Raw genomic sequence first — 21,587 nt, 5'->3', positions numbered from 1 at the left:
GATGCCACGATCAGACCGTCATCAGTTCCTGTTCCTTGGCCTTGACGACCTCATCCACATCCTTGATGGCCTTGTCGGTGAGCTTCTGGATGTCGTCTTCGGCGCTGCGTGCCTCGTCTTCGGTGACCGCCTTGTCCTTGAGCAGGTCCTTGACCTGCTGGTTGGCGTCGCGACGGATGTTGCGGATGGCCACCTTGCTGTCTTCGCCCTCGCCATGCACGGCCTTGCTGAGCTCCTTGCGGCGCTCCTCGGTCAGCGGCGGCAGGTTCAGACGGATCACGGTGCCGACCACGGTCGGGGTCAGGCCCAGATCCGAGGCGTAGATCGCCTTTTCCACGTCCTTGATCATGCCCTTGTCGAACAGGCTGATGACCAGCGAGCGGCCTTCGGAGACGCTGATGCTGGCGACCTGGTTGAGGGGGGTGTCGGTGCCGTAGGCCTTGACCTTGATGCCATCCAGCAGCGCCGGCGACGCACGGCCGGTGCGCACGGTGGTCAGGGAGTGGCGCAGAGCATCGATGCTCTTGGTCATGCGCGTCTGCGCGTCTTGTTTGATCTGGGTGAGCATCGCCGGAATCCGTGTGGAGCTGAATCCGGGGATTATAGCCGGGACTGAGGTTTCACGACTCGCGGGTCGTCAGGACCCGCGCAGCCGGTTCACTTGCCGCCCCGTTCCAGGCCGGGCGTGCGGGGTGGAGATCGCTGCGCAGCGCGGCCATGCGCTCTTGCGATTCCCCAATCCCGATTCCCGATTCCCAGCCTCAGCTCCGGCCCTGCACCAACGTGCCGATCTGCTCGCCGCGCAGGATGCGCAGCAGCACGCCGGGCTCGCTCATGCCGAAGATGCGCAGCGGCAGGTCGCTGTCGCGGGCCAGCGCGAACGCGGCGGTGTCCATCACTTCCAGGCCCTGCAGGATGACCTCGTCGTAGGTCAGGCTGTCGTAGCGCACCGCGTCGTTGTGCTTCTTCGGGTCCTTGTCGTACACGCCATCGACCTTGGTTGCCTTCAGCAGCAGGTCGGCACCGATCTCGATCGCACGCAGCGCGGCGCCCGAATCGGTGGTGAAGAACGGATTGCCTGTGCCGGCGGCGAAGATCGCGATGCGGCCCTTTTCCAGATGACGCATGGCGCGGCGACGGATGAAGTCCTCGCAGACATCGTTGATCTTGATCGCGCTCATCACGCGCACCTTGGCGCCGAGCTTTTCCAGCGCATCCTGCATGGCCAGCGCATTGATCACGGTGGCGAGCATGCCCATGTGATCGCCGGTGACGCGGTCCATGCCGCTGGCGGCCAGGCCGGCGCCGCGGAAGATGTTGCCGCCGCCGATGACCAGGGCCACCTGCGCGCCGGCCTGCTGGGCTTCGATCACTTCATGGGCAAGGCGGTTGATCACCTTGGGGTCGATGCCGTAATCCCCGTCTCCCATCAGCGCCTCCCCGGAAAGTTTGAGAAGAATGCGGCGATAGGAAAGTTCGGACATGGGGCAGACCTCGGGGGTAGGGGACGGCAAACGCCGGCAATTCTAGCGGAAGCCTGCCGCAGGGCGTGGTAAAAATTCCTTTGTCGGCATCGACGTGATGCGTTGCTCAGTGCGCACGCGGGTTCGGCGGCGTCGGCACATCGGTCGCATCGTAGGCAGTCACGCGGTTGCGGCCGCGATGCTTGGACCGATACAGCGTGCTGTCGGCGGCCTGCAGCAGGTGGTCGATGCTGTCGAACTGGCGTTCGACACCGCCATGCGTGGCCAGGCCCGCCGAGAAGGTGATGTGCAAGGGGCCGCCCTGCAGCTGCGCCATCGGCGTGCGTGCGGTTTCGGCCAGGATGCGCTCGATCACCATCAAGGCCGCATCGGCCGGCGTGTTAGGCAGGATCACCAGGAATTCTTCGCCGCCATAGCGCGCCACCAGGTCGCTGGTGCGCACCATGCGTTGCAAGGTCTGCGCGAAATTGCGCAGCACCTCGTCGCCGACCAGGTGGCCGTGCGCGTCGTTGACGCGCTTGAAGTCGTCCAGGTCGATGAAGGCGATCGATAGAGGCCAGCCTTGCCGCGAGGCCAGTTCGAACTCGTGCGTGAGCGCGGTGCCGAGCTGGTGCCGGTTGAACACGCCGGTGAGTGCGTCGCGGCTGGCCTGTTCGGCCAGATGACGCATGCGGTTTTCCGATTCGTCGGCATGCCGGCGCGCCTCGGCCACATCCTGCAATTCGCGCAGGCTGCGCAGCGTCGCCAGCTCGCGCGCCTGCTCGAAGATCATCTGGATGTGCTCGGGTTGCGGCACGCGGATGTCGAATAGCGCCTCCAGCTCGGGCAGCGATTCGGCGATGCGTTCGATCACTTTTTCGAAGCGTTCGGCGTCCAGTTCCAGCACGTGCTGCGCCTGTCGCTGCGCATGCTCGGTGGCAGCAGCGGCGCTTGCCGACAGCCAGATATCGGCAAGCCGGCCGGACAGCGCGACGCACGCCATGAAGGGCTCCAGGCTGGCGGGCTCTTCCTCGCTCTGGGCGATGGCGTTCTGCAGGTACGGCGGCAGCTGCCACTGATGCGCCAGCCAGTCACCGACTTCGGCATGGGTGGCGCCCAGGTGTTCGCGTTCGGCGTCCAGCAGCGAGGCATTGTCCGGCGCCTGTTCCAATAGCGGCCCGTACAGCTCGGGCGCGCCTTGCAGCAGCGCCAGCTTGCCGATGTCCTGCAGCAGGCCGGCCAGCATCAATTCCTCGGGTTTGCGGATGCCATAGGCCTGGCCCAGGATGCGGCTGGTCAGCGCGCACAGCCCGGCACGTCGCCAGATGCGCTCATGCAGGGAGTGGGCGGTGAAGGTGCTGCGCACGCCATGCACCATCGAAAAACCCAGCGCAAGGCTCAAGGTGGCGTTGAGTCCCAGCATGGTCAGGGCCTGGCCCAGGTTGTCGATGCGGCGACGGCTGGCATACAGCGGCGAATTGGCCACCCGCAGCATGCGTGCGCTCAGGGCCATGTCCATGCCGATGACCTTTGCCGTGGTGGTCATGTCCACGTCCGGGTCCTGCGCCAGCTCGATGATGCGCAGCGCCACGCCGGGCGGCGAGGGCAGGTTACGGCAGTAGTGCAGGGCGGCCTGGAGATCTGGTTGCATGGGTCATCGCCGACAGTGATCGCAAGCATACAGCTGCGTTCGGTGAGTAGGGCGCGCCATGCTCCGCAATCGCCGCGCTGCACTGCATGCGCGGCGGGTGCTGGAAAGCCTGGTCGGCATCTGGAAGTAGCGGCACCGGCGGGCGCATCTGTAGCGTTGCGGCCGGTTGCCTGCGCCGTGGCTGCACGGATCTCGGCACGGCATCGTCACTGCGCGCGGGCAAGCCGCAGGCAAAAAAAAGCCGCGGCATGCCGCGGCTCTTTCAGCGTGGCGACAATCAGGCCAGGCCGGCCTGCTTCATCACTTCGGCGGCGTAGTCTTCCACCACCTTCTCGATGCCTTCGCCGACGGCCAGGCGCTGGAAACCGATCACGTCGGCGCCGGCGGCCTTGACCGCCTGCTCGACGGTCTGGTCGGTGTTCAGCACATACGGCTGGCCGTACAGAGTGACTTCGTTGACGATCTTGCTGATCTTGCCGCTGATGATCTTTTCCAGGATATCAGCCGGCTTGGCCTTGTCCTTTTCGGACATCTTGGCCAGCTCGATTTCCTTTTCCTTGGCGATGAACTCGGCCGGCACGTCAGAAGCCTTCACGTGCGGCGGGTTCATGGCGGCGATGTGCATGGCGATGCCGCGTGCCAGCTCGATGTCGCCACCCTTCAGCTCGACCAGCACGCCGATACGGCCGCCATGCACATAGGCTGCGACGTTGTTGGCGCTGTCGATACGGACCAGGCGACGCACCTGCAGGTTTTCGCCGACCTTGGCGATGACCGCAGCGCGACGCTCTTCGATGGTCTCGCCGCTATCGAGCTTGACGCTCTTGAGCGCTTCGGCATCGGCTGCATCCGAGTTCAGCACGGCATTGGCCACGACTTCGGTGAAGGCCAGGAAGTTCTCGTCCTTGGCGACGAAGTCGGTTTCGGAGTTGACTTCGACCAGCACGGCCTTGCCGCCGGCCTGTGCGGTGGCGATGCGGCCTTCGGCGGCGACGCGGTCGGCCTTCTTGTCGGCCTTGGCCAGGCCTGACTTGCGCAGCCACTCGGCGGCGGCGTCGATGTCGCCAGCGTTTTCGACGAGTGCCTTCTTGCACTCCATCATGCCGGCGCCGGTGCGCTCGCGCAGTTCCTTGACCAGGGAAGCAGTGATTTCCACGGGATTACCTCATTGGACGAATGCGTGCGGCGGAGGTGTTCCGCCAGTAGGAGACGGTGCAGCGTGCCGACCGCCCCCACGGTGTCTTTGGTGGCCCGGACGGCAGGTCGCGACGGACCCGCCGGGGCTGCGGCCGCACAGCATGGTGCGGCCGCATTGCATGCCGATTACTCGGCAGCGGCGGCGTCAGCCTTCTTGTCGCCCTTCTTGGCCGGAGCGCGACGGCCCTTGCCTTCATCGGCGGACTCGGCCGAGAACTCTTCTTCGCGAACCGAAGCGGAGTTCGGTGCAGCCGCCTTGCCTTCCAGCACGGCATCGGCCGCGGCACGTGCGTACAGCTGCACGGCACGGATGGCGTCGTCGTTGCCCGGGATGGCGTAGTCGACCAGGGCCGGATCGTAGTTGGTATCGACCACGGCGATCACCGGGATGCCGAGCTTCTTGGCTTCCTTGATGGCGATGTCTTCATGGCCGATGTCGATCACGAAGATCGCGTCGGGCAGGCGGTTCATTTCCTTGATGCCGCCGAGCGAGGCGTCCAGCTTCTCGCGCTCGCGACGCAGGCCCAGCACTTCGTGCTTGACCAGCTTGTCGAAGGTGCCGTCGGTTTCAGCGGCTTCCAGTTCCTTCAGGCGGGCAACCGACTGCTTGACGGTGCGGAAGTTGGTCAGCGTGCCGCCCAGCCAGCGCTGGGTCATGAACGGCATGTTGCAACGCTCGGCTTCTTCCTTGATGGACTCGCGCGCGCTGCGCTTGGTGCCCAGGAACAGCACGGTGCCGCGCTTCTGCGCGATCGAGGAGAGGAAGTTCATCGCATCGTTGAAGAGCGGAACGGTCTTCTCGAGGTTGATGATGTGGATCTTGCCGCGCGCGCCGAAGATGTACGGCGCCATCTTGGGGTTCCAGTAGCGGGTCTGGTGGCCGAAATGGACGCCGGCTTCCAGCATCTGACGCATGGTGACCTGAGGCATTGAAAAAACTCCTGATAGCGGAATCGCCGTGCGCGGCTTGTTGATGAAAAGTCCGCACATGGATGTGCGGGCTGTTGCGAGGGACTCGCATCAAATCGCACAAGATTCCGGGGTTGGGCTTCCCTGTTGCCTCCGCGACGAACCCTGTGTGAGGGCACCCCGGCACGGATGGCGGCAGCAGGTGTGGATTCGTCGGTGACGTCCGACGTGGACGGCGCGCTGCACCAGAGACGCAAAACGGCCGGTGGAGTATAGCCGGCCCGGTGCTCGCCTGCAATCTGCAGTGGCATCGGCCGGCAGGTGCCGGCGCAACAGCTAGGGCTGCAGCATCAGCGTGGTTTCGCTTTCGCTGTTGACGCGTGTCACGAAGCGACCGGGGCCGGTGGCGATGCTTGCGGGTAGCGCCCATTGCCGGGTCTGGCCCGGCAGCACGTAGCCGGCCAGATCGCTGCCAATGCTGCGGCGGGTCCCGCCGGCGTCGATGAACGCCAGGTCGGCCAGGCGTGCGTGATTGAGGCCGGCATTATGTACGCGCAGGGTGCGGCGGCTGCCTTGGCCGGAGAGCGTTGCGCGCAGGAGCGGATGCGGGTCGGCGGGCTCGCGTGGGGTGGCAAATACCGGCGTGGAGTAGCGCAGCAGCTCGGTTTCGCCGCCGTCGGCGTGCTGGGTCACCACCAGCCGATAGCTCTCTTCGGTCTGTGCCGGGCTGGGGCCGAGGCGGATCACCCGCAGCAGTTGGCGGCCCTGCGAGGGAATTTCGAACTGGCTGGGACTGACGGTGGCGCCGGTGGCCGGCTCCAACAGCTCGCGTTCGCCGTCCTGGCGCCAGCGGTAGAGCTTGGCATCGGCACGCCAGGGCTGCGCGGCCTGGTTGTAAAGCCAGACTGCCGTCTGGTCGCCGTCGGCTGGAATGTGGGCAGTGGTCGGGGCGATCGCGATCTCGGCGCCGGCGGCGCTGCCGACCAGGCTTGTCAGGCCAATCAGGCCGGCGGCCAGCCATACCGGGCGTGTGCAGAAGATGGCCATGGTCAGAACGCGATGGTGGTGATGCGCGCCGCGACGCTGGGCGCAGGCCCGGCCAACGCACTGGCGTCCTGGCCGGTGCTGGTGGGGGCGGGAGCGTCGCTGCTGCGCGCCGGCGGCGCGATCGCCATCGGCGTGCCGCGCGAGCAACTGGCGCGCGGCGGCGTGGTGCGCAGTTCGCAGCCGCTGAGCAGGCGCAGGCCGATGTGCAGGGTGGAATTTTCCGGTCCGCGATTGGCGGCGGCGTGGGTGATGGTGGCGCCGCAAACGAGGGCGACCAGGATCAAGCGCTTCAGAAAGATGACCGGCGTCATGAAGGCAATCGTTTGCATTGGAGTCGTAGGCAATAACGACGCCACCGAAGCGAACTTTATTAACTGTCAGTAAGTGATGGAGACGGTCACCGTATCGCTGTAGACGCCGACGATGGGCAGTTGCGGAGCGGGGGCGCGGCCATACACGGTCACCGTCTGGGAGACGCCGTTGCCGGTACCGGCCAGGGTATCGAGCCCGATTGTGGTGCCCCAGCGGTTGCTGCGCCCGGCATCGCGGTAGAGCTCGTAGGTGATGTAATTGGCGCTGCTGGCGTGGCGCATGCGGCGGGTGCTGCCGCTGGCGTTGCTGCCGACATCCAGGCCGATGTTCCAGGCGGTGCGGTTGGTGCAGGCCAGGCTGATGGTGGAACTGCGGTCGATCGCGTTTTCGATGCTGCCGGCGATGCTGCCGAAATCCAGGTCGGTGGTGACATAGGTATTGCAGCGCGCCGGGACATTGGCCGAGGCGGTGAATGGGAACGCATTGCTGGCGGTCTTGGCGCCACTGGTGGCGGTGTTGCAGTCGGCGGGCTGCTGGATGCCGCCGATCACGCTTTCGTTGTAGGCGTAGCGCACCACGGTGTCGGCGCCGCCGAAGGTGCTGGTGTGGTTGCCCACCGACAGCGTCTGGCTGCCGGGGATGCGCCCGTACAGCGTGACGGTGGTGGTCTGCGAGCCGCCGGTGATGACCGGTACCGCATAGGCAAAATTCAGCACCACCGGCGACGGTGTGGTGGAGTTGGCCGCGCCCCAGATCTGGGTGCGCGCCGCGTCGCTGTAGATCTGGTAGCCCAGGCTGTCGCCGGTGGCATTGCCCAGCCGCCGCGGCGTGTACAGCCCGGCACTGGCGCTGCCGGGACCAAGGTCCAAACACAGTGTCACCTGTGCGTTGCCCAGCACGCTGAGTGCGGCGGTGGCGCAGGACACATTGAAGGTGGCCACCCCGTCGGTGGCGCCGTTGGCGGCCACGTTGCCGAAAGCCAGAGGTGTGCCCAGGGTGACGGTGCAGACGGTGTCGGCCTGCGCTGGCGCGCTGGGCGCCAGCCACAGCGTGGCCAGGGTCAGGATCAGCAACGCCTGCCAGAGCCGGTGCGCGATCATGGGCTGCGCTCGGCGATGCAGGGCAGCGGGCCCACGCGTGGAATGCCGCCAGAGACCACGGGATTGGTGAACTGCGCAACGCAACGACCATCCGGGGTATCGACCAGGATGCGGTTGTCGCGCTGCAGGTTGTCCAGATAGGTTTCGCCGTCGTAGCCGACCACCACCCGCTCGGTATCGCCCTCGCGTTGCACCAGGCTGCCCACCGGCACCGGTGTGCCGCTGGCGTCGTGCAGCACGATGATCGCTGCCTGCACCCGGGTGATGCCGAAGCGCACCGCCACGCCGGATTGCTGGCGTGGGGTGACCGTGGTGTCGACCCGATCCACGCGCAGGTCCGCCGGCAGGCTCAGGGTGTCGATCGACAGCTGATTGCGCTGCCACGATTGCAGCGGCGTCACCAGCAGGGTGCCACGCGCATCGGTGACGCCGATCAGGCGATTTTCCAGCCGCACCGGAATGCCTGGCTGCCCGTCGGTGGAGACCACCGCGAACGAATCCTGGATGTCGCGCGCCGCAAAACCACGCCCGTTCATCCACACCAGGCTGCCGCTGGCGCTGGCATAACCGAAGGTATCGCCATCCTGACTGGCGGCGCCGATGTTGTAGCGGCCGACCCGGTTCAACCAGCCCAGCTCGGCCAGGCCGCCGCTGGCGTCGTCGCCGGCGCGCCCCTGCAGCCGCCAGCCGATGCCGCCCAGGTCGCCATCGCCGGGCAGCGGCTGGCTGACATCGGCCACAGACCCGGTGCGGTTGCCGTTGCGCTGCATCGAAGCGCCAGCCTGGCGGATCTCGCCGAAGGTGGTCGACAGCGACAGATACACGCTGCGGTCGCTGCGCACATCCAGGTTCTGGTTGGCCGACAGGTTGGCCGCCCAGTTGCGCCCGAAGCTGCGCGACCAGAACACGCTGGCGTAGCGCGAGGTATCGCCCTGCGGATAGCTCAGTCGCACGTAGCTGCTGCCCAGCGAGCCGATCGCGGCAAGGTTGACGCCGAACACGACACGGTCGCTGATGCGTGCCGGCAGGCTGCCCTGCAGCGCTCCCAGATCGCGATAGTCGCCATGGGTGCGCTGGGTCCCCACATTGACGTTGAAGCGGCGGTTGTTCCAGGCATAGCCCAGCACGTACTGGCCGCCGCCCAGCGCGTGCATGCGGCTGTGCGCGTAGGCCGCGTTGAACACGCCGCCGGCGCCGAGCAGCCAGATCCCGCCGGCGCCGGCATTCACCACGCCGCCGCCGGCTTCGGTATGCGCCTCGATGGTGAAATCATCGCGCAGCCCCTTGCGCAGGGACGCGCTGGCCACCGGCTGCGATGCGTAGGCGAACGAGTGCACACCGTAATCGCGGCGCAGGTGGCCGATGCCGGCCGACCATTCGGAAATGCCGCGCGCCAGCAGCTGTGGCGTGCCATAGAACGCAAAGTCCAGCCGACGCACACGGCCGAACGCATCGGTCACCACGATCTGCGCCTGCCCGGTGCCGCTGATGCCCGGTTGCGCGGCCAGCTGAAACGGCCCGGCCGGGACCTGGCCGCTGTACTGGCGCAAGCCGTCCACGTACAGCTCCACGGTGGAAGGCACTGCCGCTTCGCCAAGAAAACTGGGCGTCGGCGTCAGCACCCGATACGGCTGCAAGGCGTAGTTGCGGCCGATCTGCACGCCGCCCAGGCGGATCGAGCGGCTCCAGTCGACAAAGCCGCTGTAGAAATCGCCCACGCTGAGGCTGGTGGCGCTGTCCGGGAAATCCATCTGCCAGGCACTGTCCAGGCGCACCGCTTCGCTGCGCCAGCGCTCGTCCTGCGGACGGTCATAGGCCAGGAGCACGGCGGTGGTGTCGACCATGCCGCGGCCGATGCCGAAGCCGCGCAGCTCGGTGGCCAGCGATACGCTGCTGGCGCCGGTATTACGCGTGGCGTACAGGTCGTAATTGAGCAACATGCCCGGCGATGCGGTAGCACTGGGCGGGGCAACGTCCTCGGCCTTCAGGACGGTTGTCGACAACGACAGCTGCGCCAGCGGGGCCTGCAATGCAAGCCGTTGCAGGGCGGCGTCGTAGCGCACCTCCACATCGCGCAGGCTGTCCAGCGCGACCTGCTCGTCGGCGGCGCGATCGGCCAGGACGAAGCCGAGCTTGCGCAGCGCGTCGACCGAGGCGCGCAGATGGCCGTCGACCATCTCGAAAGGCGCCAGGCCGCGGTCGGCCTGATTCAGGGTGACATCGAGATACAGCGTCTGTGGCTGCAGAGTAGCGGCTTGCGCGGGCGGGTCGGGCAGCGAGGTCATGTCGGCCAGGTCGCTGGCCGCGACGCTGCCTACGCAGCCGGTGGCGGCGAGCAACGTCATCGCCAGCCGGGCCGCGTCACGGAGCTGCAGGCACAGCCAGCAAGGTGCGTTCGTCGGCCTCACCATTGATCCTTGCGACGATGGAGCCGCGCGCGAACTGCGCCACGGGGGCGCCCAGCGACCAGCGCATGGTCTGGCCGGGCAGCACATAGCCGACCAGGCCGTTCAGCGCGCTCCTGGTCGCGCCGTCGACGCGGTGTTGCAGGTCGGCCACCTGGGCGTGCCCGTTGCCGGTATTGCGGATCTGGATCTGCGCGGTGCCGTCGCTGCCGGCAACCACCTGCGCACTCAGGCTGTGCGCAGGTTCGCGCTTGCCCGGCGGCAGCACGAAGATCGGCACCGAGTAGCGCAGCACGAACTGCATGCCTTTGCGGTCGGCATCGGCACTGGGAAGTTCGTCGACGATGATGCGGTAGCAGCGTTCCTCCCCAGCGGGGGGCGGCCCGGCGCGAATCACCCGAATCAGCTGGCGCTCGCCGGCGGCCAGGGTGCGCATCGGAGGACTGACCAGCAGCTCCTGGGTTGGCTCGAGCTTGTCCTGGCCATCGCGTTGGGTCCAGCGATAGGCGCGGGTCTGCACCTGCACCGGCGCACCGCCGCTATTGCTCAGCCACAGTCCGTCGGCGGTCCGCTCTGCACTCAGGCTGAGCGAGGTCGGGGCCAGCTGCAGGCTGGCCGCATGCGCCAGCCGCGGCAACCAGCCCCCGACCAGTACCAGCAGCAGTACCAGTCCGGACCGGATCAGCCAGGCGGGCAGTCGAGGTGGCAGGCGGGAATGCCGGGGCATGCGCGGACTCAATAGATGATCGTGGCGGTGATCGTGTCCTGGTAACTACCGATGGCGGGGTTGTTGGCCGACGGGTTGGTCACCCGGCCGTAAACCGGATAGACCTGGTTGATGCCGGTGGCGGTGCGGCTCAGCGTGTTGGTGCCGGTGGTGCTGCCCCAGACGGTGCTGCGGCCCAGGTCCTGATACAGCTGGTAGGCGATGAAGTTGTTGGTGGTGACCAGCGGGTCGGCATTCTTCATGCGGCGGGTGGTGACGTCGTTGGCGGTGCCGGCGTTGCTGCCTGCACTCAGCGCGATGTTGTAGGGCGTCAATGCGGTGCACTGGGCGGTCACGCTGCCGTTGGCATCGGCGTTGGCGGTGGAGGTGGACAGCACCGAACCGAAGTCCACGTCGGTAGCGGAGGCGGCGGTGATGGTGCAGGCCTTGGTGACGGCGATCTTGACGTTGAAGGTGGTGGTATCTGCTGCGGTGGCGACGCCGATGGTCGAGAGCAGGCCGAGGGACAGCAGGACAGGGCGGACAGTACGCATGGACATTTCCTTGACCGGTCAGGTCATTGATGGCGCGACCATTCGTCGCAATCCATGCAATGCATCCGCCATGCCAAACATAACGGCGAATTCATCGTGTATCTACCTGTTTCCGCTCGATCTTTCACCCGATTTGGGATGTCTTGCAGATGACTTCGTCAGGCCGAACTTTGACGCTGCGTGCACACGATCACAGATCGATAGTCGGCAGCGGCGGTTTTCTGCTGTCCGGTCTGCTTGGGTGACGGCAAGGCGTCGCGTAAAAAACGCTGTACCAGGTCGTTCAGATTTAGCCCGAATCGGCGATAATCCCCGCCATGAGCGTCAATCTGAAAACCCAAGAAGAAATCGAACTGATGCGTGTGGCCGGTCGTCTGGCGGCCGAGGTGCTCGACGTCGTGGGCCCGCATGTCAGGCCGGGCGTGACCACAGCCGAGCTGGACCGCATCTGCCATGACCACATCGTCAACGTGCAGGGCACCATTCCTGCCAACGTGGGCTACCGCGGCTTTCCCAAGAGCGTGTGCACCTCGGTCAACAACGTGATCTGCCACGGCATCCCCAGCGCGGCCAAGGTCCTGAAGGAGGGCGACATCGTCAATATCGATGTCACCGTCATCAAGGATGGCTGGCATGGCGATACCAGCCGCATGTATTACGTGGGCACGCCTTCGGTCATGGCCAAGCGGCTGGTGGAAACCACCTACGAGGCGATGTGGCGCGGTATCCGCGCGGTCAAGCCGGGTGCCACGCTGGGTGATGTCGGGCACGCGATCCAGAAGTTCGCCGAAGCCGAGCGCTTCAGCGTGGTACGCGACTACTGCGGCCACGGCATCGGCAAGGTCTATCACGACGAACCGCAGGTGATGCATTACGGCCGTCCGGGCGAGGGCCTGGTGCTCAAGCCGGGAATGACCTTCACCATCGAGCCGATGATCAACGAAGGCACCTATCACCATAAGACCCTGCCCGACGGCTGGACGGTGGTGACCAAGGACCGCAAGTTGTCCGCACAGTGGGAACACATGGTGGCGGTGACCGAAGACGGCGTGGATGTGCTGACGCTGTCGGCCAATTCGCCCGCGCCGGCATGACGGACGCGCCGGCGGAGCGACCCGACCCGGGCGTCGCCGGCGACGCGGAATGGGCCGCACAGGCCCGTCCGCTGCTGGTGCATGCGGACATGCGCCTGTGCAAGCGCTTCGACCAGGGCGAACCGATCGAACGGCTGGTAGCCCTGCGCGCGCGCGCGGTCGATCAATTGATGCGCAACGCCTGGACCCGCTGCATCCCGGCCGACAGCGGCCTGTCGCTGCATGCGGTGGGCGGCTACGGGCGCGGCGAGCTGTTCCCGCGCTCGGATGTCGATGTGCTGGTGCTGGGCGAAGGCGCGGTCCAGCAACAGCATGAGCAGCACCTGGCGCGCCTGTTCGCGTTGCTGTGGGATGTGGGCCTGCCGATCAGCCACGCGGTGCGCTCGCCTGCGCAGTGCACGGTGGCCGCGGCGGACCAGACGGTGCTCACGGCGCTGATCGAATCGCGCGCACTGGTGGCCGATGGCCAGGCGCGCGCGGCGCTGGCGAAGGCGATCGCGCCGCAACAGGTGTGGCCGCCACGGGACTTCTTCCAGGCCAAGCGCGAGGAATTGCTGGCGCGCCATCAGCGCTTCGGCGATACCGCCGATAACCTCGAACCCGACATCAAGGATGGCCCGGGTGGCCTGCGCGATCTGCAGACGTTGGGCTGGATGGCGCTGCGCGCGTTCGGGGTCAAGGATCTGGAGGCGCTGGTCGGGCTGGGCCACGTCGGTTTCGATGAGGCCGCTGCATTGCGGCGCGAGCGTGAGGAACTGGCGCGGCTGCGCTTCGGCCTGCATATCGTCGCCAACCGGCCGGAAGAGCGCCTGCGCTTCGATTATCAGAAGACCCTGGCGCAGCGGCTGGGCTTTGCCGACGACCCGGAAAGTCTGGGCGTGGAAAAGATGATGCAGCGCTTCTATCGTAGCGCTGCGCTGATTCGTCGCATCAGCGACCGGCTGCTGCAGCGCTTTGAAGAACAATTCGACGGCGAAGCGGTCCCCGAGCCACTGGGCGACGGCTTCAGCCTGCGCCGGGGCTATCTGGCCGCCGATGCCGACAGCTGGCCCGAAGGCAATGCGCTGCAGGTGTTCGCGCTGTTCGCGCAATGGGCCACGCATCGCGAGGTGCGCGGACTGCATTCGCTGACCGCGCGGGCACTGGCCGAGGTGCTGCACGATCTACCGGCCTACGACGTCGCCGATGTTGCCACGCGCGACCGTTTCATGGCGCTGCTGCGCGGCCAGCGTGCGGTGGAAACGCTCAACCGCATGGCGCGGCTGGGTGTGCTGGGGCAGTGGATTCCTGCGTTTGCCAGCGTCTCCGGGCGCATGCAGTTCGACCTGTTCCACGTCTACACGGTGGACCAGCACACCTTGATGGTGTTGCGGAACATCGCGCTGTTTGCCGCCGGCCGCGCCGACGAGCGCTTTTCGATCACGCATGAAGTCTGGCCGCGCCTGCGCAAGCCGGAATTGCTGCTGCTGGCCGGCCTGTTCCATGACATCGCCAAGGGCCGCGGCGGCGATCACTCCGAACTGGGCGCGGTGGATGCGCGCGCATTCTGCCTGGCGCATCGGCTGAGCGAAGGCGACACCGAGCTGGTGACCTGGCTGGTGGAGCAGCACCTGCGCATGTCGGTCACCGCGCAGAAGCAGGACATTTCCGACCCCGAGGTGATCCACCGCTTCGCCACCCTGGTGGGCACGCGCGAACGACTGGATTATCTCTATCTGCTGACCTGCGCCGACATCGCCGGCACCAGTCCCAAGCTGTGGAATGCATGGAAGGACCGCTTGCTGGCCGACCTGTATTTCGCCGCACGCCGCGCGTTGCGCGAAGGGCTGGAGCATCCGCCACCGCGCGAGGAGCGCCTGCGCGAGGCGCGCGACTCCGCGCGCGCGCTGATGCAGGCGCAAGGGCATGACGATGCCACCATCGATCGCCAGTTCGCCGGCATGCCGGACGAAAACTTCCTGCGCTTCCGTCCGGAGCAACTGGCCTGGCAGGCCGCCTCGTTGATCGAGGTGGAGATCGGCCAGACACTGGTCAAGGCGCGCCGCGCAGTACCGGATAACGACGCGCTGGAAGTGTTCGTGTACTCGCCCGACCGCGACGGCCTGTTTTCGGCGATCGTGGCCACGCTGGACCGCAAGGGCTATGGCATCCACCGCGCACGCGTGCTGGATGCGCCGCACGATGCGATCTTCGACGTGTTCGAAGTACTGCCGCAGGAGACATACGCCGACGGCGACCCGCAGCGGTTGGCCGCGACCTTGCGCCAGGTGCTGGCCGGCGATCTGGCCAAGGTGCGCCCGGCGCGACGCGCGGTGCCGCGCCAGTTGCGGCATTTCCGCTTCGCGCCGCGGGTGGAATTCAGCGAAAGCGCCGGCGGCCGCCGTACCCGCATCAGCCTGGTCGCACCCGACCGCCCCGGCCTGCTCGCCGATGTCGCGCATGTGCTGCGCATACAGCACCTGCGCGTGCACGATGCGCGCATTGCCACCTTCGGCGAGCGTGCCGAAGATCAGTTCCAGATCACCGACGAGCACGACCGCCCGTTGTCCGAACCCGCCCGGCAGGCGCTGTGCGATGCGCTGTGCGCCTGTCTCGATCCCGCCTAGCACTCCTGGAGACCCCCATGGCCACCACCAAGAAGACCGCGCGCAAGTCCAGCGCGACTGCTGCCAGCGCCGCATCCGAGCAAGCCCGCACGCCCAGCAGCAAGGCCGCCAAGGCAACGCCCGCCGCCAAGGCGAAGCCACTGGCAGCTGCCGGCAAGCGCGCTGCGTCCAAGCCCGCCATGGCGAAGAGCGCTGCGGTGAAGAGGGCGGCTGGCGTGCCGCGCGTGGCCAGGCAGCCGACCCATGTGGTCTCGGCGCCGGCGGCCAACAAGGCCGCTGCCGCCAGGAAGCTGCCGATCGCCGATCAGGCGGTGCAGAGCGCGGCAACCCATGTGGGCAACGATGAACTCAAGTTCGGCATCGAAAGCGCCTTCGAGCGTCGCGCCACCTTGACCATGGACGAGATCGACGGCTCCACCCGCGCCATCGTCACCCGCGTGATCGATGGCCTGGAAAGCGGTGAATTCCGCGTGGCCGAGCCGGACGGGCAGGGCGGCTGGACCGTCAACGAGTGGTTGAAGAAAGCGGTGCTGCTGTATTTCCGCGTCAACGAGATGGCGGTGATCGACGCGCAGCCGGCACCGTTCTGGGACAAGGTGGAATCGCGCTTTGCCGGCTTCCACGAAGCGGAATTCCGCAAGGCCGGCGTGCGCGTGGTGCCGGGCGCGGTGGCGCGTCGTGGTACCTATTTCGGCAAGGATGTGGTGCTGATGCCGAGCTTCACCAATATCGGTGCCTACGTCGGCGAAGGCACCATGGTCGACACCTGGGCCACGGTGGGCTCGTGCGCGCAGATCGGCAAGCATTGCCACCTGTCCGGCGGTGCCGGCATCGGCGGCGTGCTCGAACCCCTGCAGGCCAGCCCCACCATCATCGAAGACCATTGCTTCATCGGTGCGCGCTCGGAAGTGGTCGAAGGCGTGGTCATCGGCCACCACAGCGTGATCGGCATGGGCGTGTTCATCAGCCAGAGCACGCGCATCTACAACCGTGCCACCGGCAAGATTTCCTATGGGTATGTGCCGCCGTACAGCGTGGTGGTCTCCGGCCAGCTGCCGTCCAAGGACGGTACGCACTCGCTGTATTGCGCGGTGATCGTCAAGCAGGTGGACGCCAAAACGCGCAGCAAGACCAGCGTCAATGAACTGCTGCGCGGGCTGGCGGATTGATTGGCCCGTCCCCTCACCCCAGCCCCTCTCCCGGCAGGAGAGGGGCGTTATAGGCCGATTTACCGGGACACAGAGATGACCACGCTCTACGGATTGAAGAACTGCGACACCTGCAAGAAGGCCACCAAGTGGCTCGACCGGTTCGGCGTCGCCTATACGTTTGTGGATTACCGGGACAACAAACCGTCGCCGGAAACACTGCTGGAGTGGGCCGGCAAGGTCGGCGGATTCGACGCCTTGATCAACAAATCCTCCACCACCTGGCGGCAGTTGCCCGACAACAAGAAGACGCCCGGTTCCGAGGCGGAGTGGAAGCTGCTGTTGCGCGAGTATCCGCAGCTGATCCGCCGCCCGGTGATGGTGACCGACGACGGCGTCGTCAGCCAGGGCTTCTCCGACAACGGCTTCAAGGCGCGCTTTTCGATCGGCTGAGGCCAATGCGGCGCCATCGTTTCGCCTGATGGGCTGCAGAGTGCTGCGTGCAAGCGCAGGTTGCCCATTTCCACGCGTGCGCGGCATGCATCTACCGGCAAGAGATAACGATGACCAGCGACGTCCTGCAATTGACCTGCGACCTGATCGCACGCGTGTCGGTGACTCCCGAGGATGCAGGCTGCCAGGCGCTGCTTGCCGAGCGCCTGGCTGCCGCAGGTTTCGCGTGCGAACACTTGCGCCTGGGCGAGGTCGACAATCTTTGGGCCACGCACGGCAGCGGTGCACCGGTGCTTGTATTGCTCGGGCATACCGACGTGGTGCCGTCAGGACCACGCGATGCGTGGACCAGCGATGCATTCGCACCGCAGATCCGCGATGGCATGTTGTACGGGCGCGGCGCGGCCGACATGAAAGGCAGCGTGGCCGCGTTCGTCGTTGCGGCAGAGCAGTTCGTGGCCGAGCACCCGCAGCACCCCGGCACGCTGGCGGTCCTGTTGACCTCCGACGAAGAAGGCGATGCCATCGACGGCGTGCGCCGCGTGGCCGAACTGCTGCGCACGCGCGGGCAGCGCATCGACTGGTGCATCACCGGCGAGCCCTCATCCACCGAACGGCTGGGCGACCTGCTGCGGGTGGGCCGGCGCGGCAGCCTGTCCGGCGCGCTGACGGTGCGCGGTGTGCAAGGGCATGTGGCGTACCCGCACAAGGCGCGCAACCCCATCCACCAGGCCGCTCCGGCGCTGGCCGAACTGGTGGCGCGCCAGTGGGACGCGGGCTTCGAAAGTTTTCCGCCCACCAGCCTGCAACTGTCCAACATCCACGCCGGCACCGGTGCCAATAACGTGATCCCCGGCGAGCTGCAGGTCGCCTTCAATCTGCGCTACACCCCGCATTGGGATGCGCCGCGGCTGGAAGCGGACATCGCCGCCATGCTCGATCGACACCGGCTGGACTACACCCTGCGCTGGCATCGCAGCGGCGAGCCGTTCTATACCCCGGAAGGCCGCCTGCGCAGCGTCGCGCGCGAGGTATTGGCTCAGTTCGCTGGCGCAGCGCCGGAAGAAAGCACCGGCGGCGGCACCTCCGATGCGCGTTTCATCGCACCGCTGGGCGCGCAGTGCATCGAGGTCGGCCCGGTCAATGCCAGCATCCATCAGGTCGACGAGCACGTGCGTGTGGCCGATCTGGAGGCCTTGCCTGCGCTGTATTGCACGCTGGTCGAGCGGCTGCTGATCGAGTGAGTACCGGTGCCTGGAGCGGCGCGCAGAACGACGGCGCAGCCACCAGGCGGGCGCGGCCGCTGCCCGGAATCGGCATGCACCTCGCGTCCACTCCGGTGCTGAGCGCGTCGGCCACGCCCAGCCGACCACGACGTGCGACGTTCTGTTAGCCGCTCTCGACCCTCGTTGCCGCTGAAACAGTTGCACCGACCAAAACGAACGGTTAGCGTCGACTGCATGGTCATCTGCCTCGCCAACCGCAATAACGCCAACCGCAATGCCCTGTGCGCGAATAATCGTGCGCGGCCGATGCGGGTCTGCGACTAGGCGAAGTACAACCAAACGCCCAGGAATCAGAAAACCCGCATCGGCCGATGCGGGTTTTTTTTTATGGGTGTCATTCTCGCGCAGCACGCTTGTCCACCGGCCATCAATCCCCGCAGTTTCATCAGGAGTGTTTCCATGTGTTCCATCTTCGGTATTTTCGGCCTGCAACCCGGTGACGATCTGCAGGCGCTGCGCCGGCAGGCATTGGAATGTTCGCAGCGGCAGCGCCATCGCGGGCCCGACTGGAGCGGCGTCTATGTCGATACCGGTGCCATCCTGGTGCACGAGCGCCTGGCCATCGTCGACCCCGCCGGCGGCTCGCAGCCGTTGCTGTCCGCCGATGGGCAGCTGGTGCTGGCGGTCAACGGCGAGATCTACAACCACCGCGAACTCAAGGCCGAACTGCTGCAGCCGTATCCCTTCCAGACCGGCTCCGATTGCGAGGTGATCAACGCGCTGTATCGCGAGGACGCGCCGGCCTCGTATCTCAACCGCCTCAATGGCATCTTCGCATTCGCGCTGTGGGACAACGCCGCCGGGCGGGTGATCATCGCGCGCGATCCGATCGGCGTGGTGCCGCTGTACTGGGGCCACGACCGCGAAGGGCGGTTGCGGGTGGCCTCCGAGTTGAAGTCGCTGGTGGACGATTGCGCCGATGCCGCGCAGTTTCCGCCGGGCCACTGGTACGACAGCGCCACCGGCGCACTCAGTCGCTACTACGAGCGTGCCTGGCGCGAATACGGCGAAGTGGAAGGCGTGCAGGTGCCGCTGCAGGAACTGCGCGAGGCCTTCGAACGCGCCGTGCATCGCCAGCTGATGACCGACGTTCCGTACGGCGTGTTGTTGTCCGGAGGCCTGGATTCATCGCTGGTTGCCGCCGTAGCGGCGCGCTACGCCCGCCATCGCATCGAAGAGAACGACGCCACCGAAGCCTGGTGGCCGCGGCTGCATTCGTTCGCGATCGGTCTAAAGGGCTCGCCGGATCTTGCCGCTGCCGAAGTGGCTGCCGCGGCGATCGGCACCGTGCATCACGGCTTCGAATACACCTTCGATGAAGGGCTGGATGTATTGCCTGAGGTGATCCGCCATATCGAGACCTATGACGTCACCACCATCCGCGCCTCCACGCCGATGTTCCTGCTGGCGCGGCGGATCAAGGCGATGGGCGTCAAGATGGTGCTGTCGGGCGAGGGCAGCGACGAAATCTTCGGCGGCTATCTGTACTTCCACAAGGCGCCCAATGCGCGCGAATTCCACGAGGAACTGGTGCGAAAGCTCGACGCGCTCAACAACTACGATTGCCTGCGCGCCAACAAGTCGATGATGGCCTGGGGCGTGGAGCCGCGTGTGCCGTTTCTGGATCGCGAGTTCCTGGATGTGGCCATGCGCATGGACGCCAGCTACAAGATGATCGACAAGACCAGCGGCGGCGCGATTCGGATGGAAAAAGGCGTGCTGCGCGAGGCATTTGCCGGGTATCTGCCCGAATCGATCCTGTGGCGGCAGAAAGAGCAATTCAGCGACGGCGTGGGATATGGCTGGATCGACGGGCTCAAGGCGCATGCGGCCGCACATGTCAGCGACCGCGAGCTGGCCGCGGCCGACCGGCGCTTTCCAGTCAACCCGCCGCAGACCAAGGAGGCGTATTTCTATCGCAGCCTGTTCGAGCAGTTCTTCCCCAGCCAGGCCGCGGCCGAAACCGTGCCCGGCGGCAAGTCGATTGCCTGTTCCTCGCCGACCGCCATCGCCTGGGACGCGAGCTTTGCCGCGATGGCCGACCCTTCCGGTCGCGCCATCGCAGGGGTGCACGCGCAGGCGCTGGCGTCGTAACCCGCTGCAACCGCAGCGGCCGGCGCGCGGTGTGGCGCTGCCGGCCGCTGTGGCCCCAGAGCGCGCAGCAAAACCGCACAGCCGCCCGCGACGTGCTGTCAGCCGCGCTTATTGCTCGTGGCGCACGCAGTAGCCATAACGCTGCGGTTCGCTATCCACGCCTGCCACATCTGCCTGGTTGTTACGCCACAGATTCGGCTTGAAGTCGGCGGCGGTGCAGTTGGCCGCACGGTCCACACCGATGGTGTAGGTGAACGGCGTGTTGGCGAAGCGGTTGTTCTCGAACACGTTGTCCTGGCTCATGCTGTTGTCCCAGCACAGGATTTCCGGCGTGCGATAACGGATGGCGCAGGCCAGGAACACGCCGGCCACCTTGTTGCCGTCGAACACGTTGTTGCTGAAGCGGTTGCGTCGCGCATCCGACAGATAGATGCCCTGGCTGCCATTGCGCTCGAAGCGGTTGTTGCGGATCTCGCTGTCTTCCAGGTGTTCGGTGGTCAGGCCTGCAGCCACGTTGTTGTGGATGTAGTTGTTGACCATCGTGACCTTGGCGGTGCGGTTGAACGACACGCCGTCCCAGATCGCGCCGGACACATCGTTGTTTTCGATGGTGATTTCGCGCGTGTCGTATTCGCTCAGCAGGCAGGCACTGCGGCATTTGTTGACCTGCAGGCCGGCCAGCCGAATGCCCTGGCCGGAACGCACCACTACCGCGCTGTTGCTCAGGTACGGGCGTTCGGGCATGAATTCCTTGTCGCCGGTGCTGGCGACGATCTGCATGTCTTCGATGCTGACATTGCGGATCACCCCGGTCGGCTGCTGGTTTTCGTAGTCGCCGACCACCAGCGCCGGTTGCTGCACGCCATCGGCCATGCGCAGTACTGTGCTGGGGCCCTTGCCGCGCAAGGTGAGGTTTCCACGATGGATCGACACCAGGCCGCTCAATGGGAATTCGCCTTTTTCCAGGCACAACACGGCGGGCTTGTCGCTTTGCGGCAGTTTGTCGATGGCTTTCTGCAGGTCCTGTCCGGGCTTCACCTTGGCGGTGCAACTGGCCACGGGCGCGGCAGGTGGGCCGGCTGGGGTCGGTGGCGCGGCCGAACAGGCGGCGGCGAACACCAGGGGCAACAGGGCGGAAACGGAGCGGGCAAGCTGAGGCATGCGGATTCCGATCAGTGAGGGGAGGAGGGCGATCGTGCTGGAGAAGGCTGCTGATCGCGACGGCCTCTAGTGTGTCCCACCGGACCTTAAGTTCCAGCCCATGCGTGCCGGCGCGATTCGGCGCAGGTTCATTGCCTGGGCCCGCGCGCGATGCGGGATGTGCGCCACGCCGCAGTTGCGACAGCGCGCATCGTCGACACGCGCGCGGTGTGATGCATGCGCTGTGCAGGCTGAAAGAAGGCCGCCCGCGTGACTTACGCACGCGCACAGCGATGCACTCAGAGTGATCAACCCACCTGCTGCACAGCCGACGGGGCGGATATGCGATCGATGCCCGGAATCGTCCTTTCCAGCGCGTCCATTCCGGCTATCAATTCGCCGCCTGCATCCAGCTGGCAGCG

The 21,587-nt window shown here is 66.2% G+C and carries 18 protein-coding genes and 1 other RNA gene; 7 read left to right on the top strand and 12 right to left on the bottom strand.

Going from position 1 to position 21,587, the window contains the following annotated elements:
* Positions 1-10: 10 nt before the first annotated feature.
* From frr to XCSCFBP4642_RS0121825, 11 genes are all read right to left on the bottom strand, one after another.
* Positions 11-568 carry a ribosome recycling factor gene (gene frr / locus XCSCFBP4642_RS0121875; RefSeq protein ID WP_029221644.1) on the bottom strand — a complete coding sequence of 186 codons (558 nt, stop codon included), beginning with the start codon at positions 566-568 and terminating at the stop codon, positions 11-13.
* 193 nt (positions 569-761) lie between these two features.
* The gene (gene pyrH / locus XCSCFBP4642_RS0121870) at positions 762-1,484 is read right to left on the bottom strand and encodes a UMP kinase (RefSeq protein ID WP_029221643.1); all 723 of its coding nucleotides are present in this window, start codon (positions 1,482-1,484) and stop codon (positions 762-764) included.
* A 106-nt stretch (positions 1,485-1,590) separates the two neighbouring features.
* Positions 1,591-3,114, bottom strand: coding sequence for a sensor domain-containing diguanylate cyclase (locus XCSCFBP4642_RS0121865; protein WP_029221642.1), 1,524 nt, complete (start codon positions 3,112-3,114; stop codon positions 1,591-1,593).
* 277 nt (positions 3,115-3,391) lie between these two features.
* Complete coding sequence (tsf, locus tag XCSCFBP4642_RS0121860; protein ID WP_029221641.1) at positions 3,392-4,270, bottom strand: translation elongation factor Ts; 879 nt, start codon at positions 4,268-4,270, stop codon at positions 3,392-3,394.
* Between the two features lie 167 nt (positions 4,271-4,437).
* Entirely contained in the window at positions 4,438-5,241 is an 804-nt protein-coding gene (gene rpsB, locus XCSCFBP4642_RS0121855; RefSeq protein WP_029221640.1) for a 30S ribosomal protein S2, read from the bottom strand.
* Positions 5,242-5,556: 315 nt separating this feature from the next.
* A complete protein-coding gene (locus XCSCFBP4642_RS0121850; protein WP_029221639.1) occupies positions 5,557-6,267 on the bottom strand; it encodes a fimbrial biogenesis chaperone in 711 nt (236 codons plus the stop codon).
* Positions 6,268-6,269: 2 nt separating this feature from the next.
* Entirely contained in the window at positions 6,270-6,596 is a 327-nt protein-coding gene (locus XCSCFBP4642_RS0121845) for a hypothetical protein (RefSeq protein ID WP_029221638.1), read from the bottom strand.
* A gap of 48 nt (positions 6,597-6,644) precedes the next feature.
* A complete protein-coding gene (locus tag XCSCFBP4642_RS0121840; RefSeq protein ID WP_029221637.1) occupies positions 6,645-7,679 on the bottom strand; it encodes a Csu type fimbrial protein in 1,035 nt (344 codons plus the stop codon).
* Entirely contained in the window at positions 7,676-10,024 is a 2,349-nt protein-coding gene (locus XCSCFBP4642_RS0121835; protein WP_029221636.1) for a fimbria/pilus outer membrane usher protein, read from the bottom strand. The genes XCSCFBP4642_RS0121840 and XCSCFBP4642_RS0121835 overlap by 4 nt, the downstream gene beginning before the upstream one ends.
* Positions 10,025-10,040: 16 nt before the next feature.
* The gene (locus XCSCFBP4642_RS0121830) at positions 10,041-10,811 is read right to left on the bottom strand and encodes a fimbrial biogenesis chaperone (RefSeq protein WP_029221635.1); all 771 of its coding nucleotides are present in this window, start codon (positions 10,809-10,811) and stop codon (positions 10,041-10,043) included.
* An 8-nt stretch (positions 10,812-10,819) separates the two neighbouring features.
* A complete protein-coding gene (locus XCSCFBP4642_RS0121825; protein WP_029221634.1) occupies positions 10,820-11,344 on the bottom strand; it encodes a Csu type fimbrial protein in 525 nt (174 codons plus the stop codon).
* 317 nt (positions 11,345-11,661) lie between these two features.
* On the opposite strand from XCSCFBP4642_RS0121825, the gene map reads away from it, so the two are divergent.
* The 7 genes from map (at position 11,662) to asnB (ending at position 20,025) form a co-directional block, all read left to right on the top strand.
* On the top strand, positions 11,662-12,438 hold the full coding sequence (gene map / locus XCSCFBP4642_RS0121820) for a type I methionyl aminopeptidase (RefSeq protein ID WP_029221633.1): 777 nt from the start codon (positions 11,662-11,664) through the stop codon (positions 12,436-12,438).
* The gene (locus tag XCSCFBP4642_RS0121815) at positions 12,435-15,044 is read left to right on the top strand and encodes a [protein-PII] uridylyltransferase (RefSeq protein ID WP_029221632.1); all 2,610 of its coding nucleotides are present in this window, start codon (positions 12,435-12,437) and stop codon (positions 15,042-15,044) included. The genes map and XCSCFBP4642_RS0121815 overlap by 4 nt, the downstream gene beginning before the upstream one ends.
* A 17-nt stretch (positions 15,045-15,061) precedes the next feature.
* Positions 15,062-16,213, top strand: coding sequence for a 2,3,4,5-tetrahydropyridine-2,6-dicarboxylate N-succinyltransferase (gene dapD / locus XCSCFBP4642_RS0121810; RefSeq protein WP_029221631.1), 1,152 nt, complete (start codon positions 15,062-15,064; stop codon positions 16,211-16,213).
* Positions 16,214-16,288: 75 nt separating this feature from the next.
* Positions 16,289-16,645 (top strand): arsenate reductase, encoded by a 357-nt coding sequence (locus XCSCFBP4642_RS0121805; protein ID WP_029221630.1) that lies wholly within the window; start codon positions 16,289-16,291, stop codon positions 16,643-16,645.
* A 110-nt stretch (positions 16,646-16,755) separates the two neighbouring features.
* Complete coding sequence (dapE, locus tag XCSCFBP4642_RS0121800; protein ID WP_029221629.1) at positions 16,756-17,889, top strand: succinyl-diaminopimelate desuccinylase; 1,134 nt, start codon at positions 16,756-16,758, stop codon at positions 17,887-17,889.
* Between the two features lie 74 nt (positions 17,890-17,963).
* Positions 17,964-18,040, top strand: a non-coding RNA gene (locus XCSCFBP4642_RS27835) — sX9 sRNA.
* Between the two features lie 290 nt (positions 18,041-18,330).
* Positions 18,331-20,025 carry an asparagine synthase B gene (gene asnB, locus XCSCFBP4642_RS0121795; RefSeq protein WP_029221628.1) on the top strand — a complete coding sequence of 565 codons (1,695 nt, stop codon included), beginning with the start codon at positions 18,331-18,333 and terminating at the stop codon, positions 20,023-20,025.
* A gap of 108 nt (positions 20,026-20,133) precedes the next feature.
* Here the strand turns inward: asnB and hpaM are convergent, their stop codons facing one another.
* A complete protein-coding gene (hpaM, locus tag XCSCFBP4642_RS0121790) occupies positions 20,134-21,186 on the bottom strand; it encodes a type III secretion-associated outer membrane-bound protein HpaM (RefSeq protein ID WP_029221627.1) in 1,053 nt (350 codons plus the stop codon).
* Between the last annotated feature and the right edge of the window lie 401 nt (positions 21,187-21,587).

Origin of the sequence: Xanthomonas cassavae CFBP 4642, assembly GCF_000454545.1 — a bacterium.
Taxonomy (GTDB): domain Bacteria; phylum Pseudomonadota; class Gammaproteobacteria; order Xanthomonadales; family Xanthomonadaceae; genus Xanthomonas; species Xanthomonas cassavae.
Note: the sequence above shows the minus strand (reverse complement) of the source record. Positions and strands in the feature narration are given on the sequence as shown.

What these genes read in the sequence shown, in the direction of transcription:
- frr (WP_029221644.1), bottom strand. Translation starts at nt 568, where the DNA reads ATGCTCACCCAGATCAAACAAGACGCGCAGACGCGCATGACCAAGAGC.
- pyrH (WP_029221643.1), bottom strand. Translation starts at nt 1,484, where the DNA reads ATGTCCGAACTTTCCTATCGCCGCATTCTTCTCAAACTTTCCGGGGAG.
- XCSCFBP4642_RS0121865 (WP_029221642.1), bottom strand. Translation starts at nt 3,114, where the DNA reads ATGCAACCAGATCTCCAGGCCGCCCTGCACTACTGCCGTAACCTGCCC.
- rpsB (WP_029221640.1), bottom strand. Translation starts at nt 5,241, where the DNA reads ATGCCTCAGGTCACCATGCGTCAGATGCTGGAAGCCGGCGTCCATTTC.
- XCSCFBP4642_RS0121850 (WP_029221639.1), bottom strand. Translation starts at nt 6,267, where the DNA reads ATGGCCATCTTCTGCACACGCCCGGTATGGCTGGCCGCCGGCCTGATT.
- XCSCFBP4642_RS0121845 (WP_029221638.1), bottom strand. Translation starts at nt 6,596, where the DNA reads ATGCAAACGATTGCCTTCATGACGCCGGTCATCTTTCTGAAGCGCTTG.
- XCSCFBP4642_RS0121840 (WP_029221637.1), bottom strand. Translation starts at nt 7,679, where the DNA reads ATGATCGCGCACCGGCTCTGGCAGGCGTTGCTGATCCTGACCCTGGCC.
- XCSCFBP4642_RS0121835 (WP_029221636.1), bottom strand. Translation starts at nt 10,024, where the DNA reads ATGACGTTGCTCGCCGCCACCGGCTGCGTAGGCAGCGTCGCGGCCAGC.
- XCSCFBP4642_RS0121830 (WP_029221635.1), bottom strand. Translation starts at nt 10,811, where the DNA reads ATGCCCCGGCATTCCCGCCTGCCACCTCGACTGCCCGCCTGGCTGATC.
- XCSCFBP4642_RS0121825 (WP_029221634.1), bottom strand. Translation starts at nt 11,344, where the DNA reads ATGCGTACTGTCCGCCCTGTCCTGCTGTCCCTCGGCCTGCTCTCGACC.
- map (WP_029221633.1), top strand. Translation starts at nt 11,662, where the DNA reads ATGAGCGTCAATCTGAAAACCCAAGAAGAAATCGAACTGATGCGTGTG.
- XCSCFBP4642_RS0121815 (WP_029221632.1), top strand. Translation starts at nt 12,435, where the DNA reads ATGACGGACGCGCCGGCGGAGCGACCCGACCCGGGCGTCGCCGGCGAC.
- dapD (WP_029221631.1), top strand. Translation starts at nt 15,062, where the DNA reads ATGGCCACCACCAAGAAGACCGCGCGCAAGTCCAGCGCGACTGCTGCC.
- XCSCFBP4642_RS0121805 (WP_029221630.1), top strand. Translation starts at nt 16,289, where the DNA reads ATGACCACGCTCTACGGATTGAAGAACTGCGACACCTGCAAGAAGGCC.
- dapE (WP_029221629.1), top strand. Translation starts at nt 16,756, where the DNA reads ATGACCAGCGACGTCCTGCAATTGACCTGCGACCTGATCGCACGCGTG.
- asnB (WP_029221628.1), top strand. Translation starts at nt 18,331, where the DNA reads ATGTGTTCCATCTTCGGTATTTTCGGCCTGCAACCCGGTGACGATCTG.
- hpaM (WP_029221627.1), bottom strand. Translation starts at nt 21,186, where the DNA reads ATGCCTCAGCTTGCCCGCTCCGTTTCCGCCCTGTTGCCCCTGGTGTTC.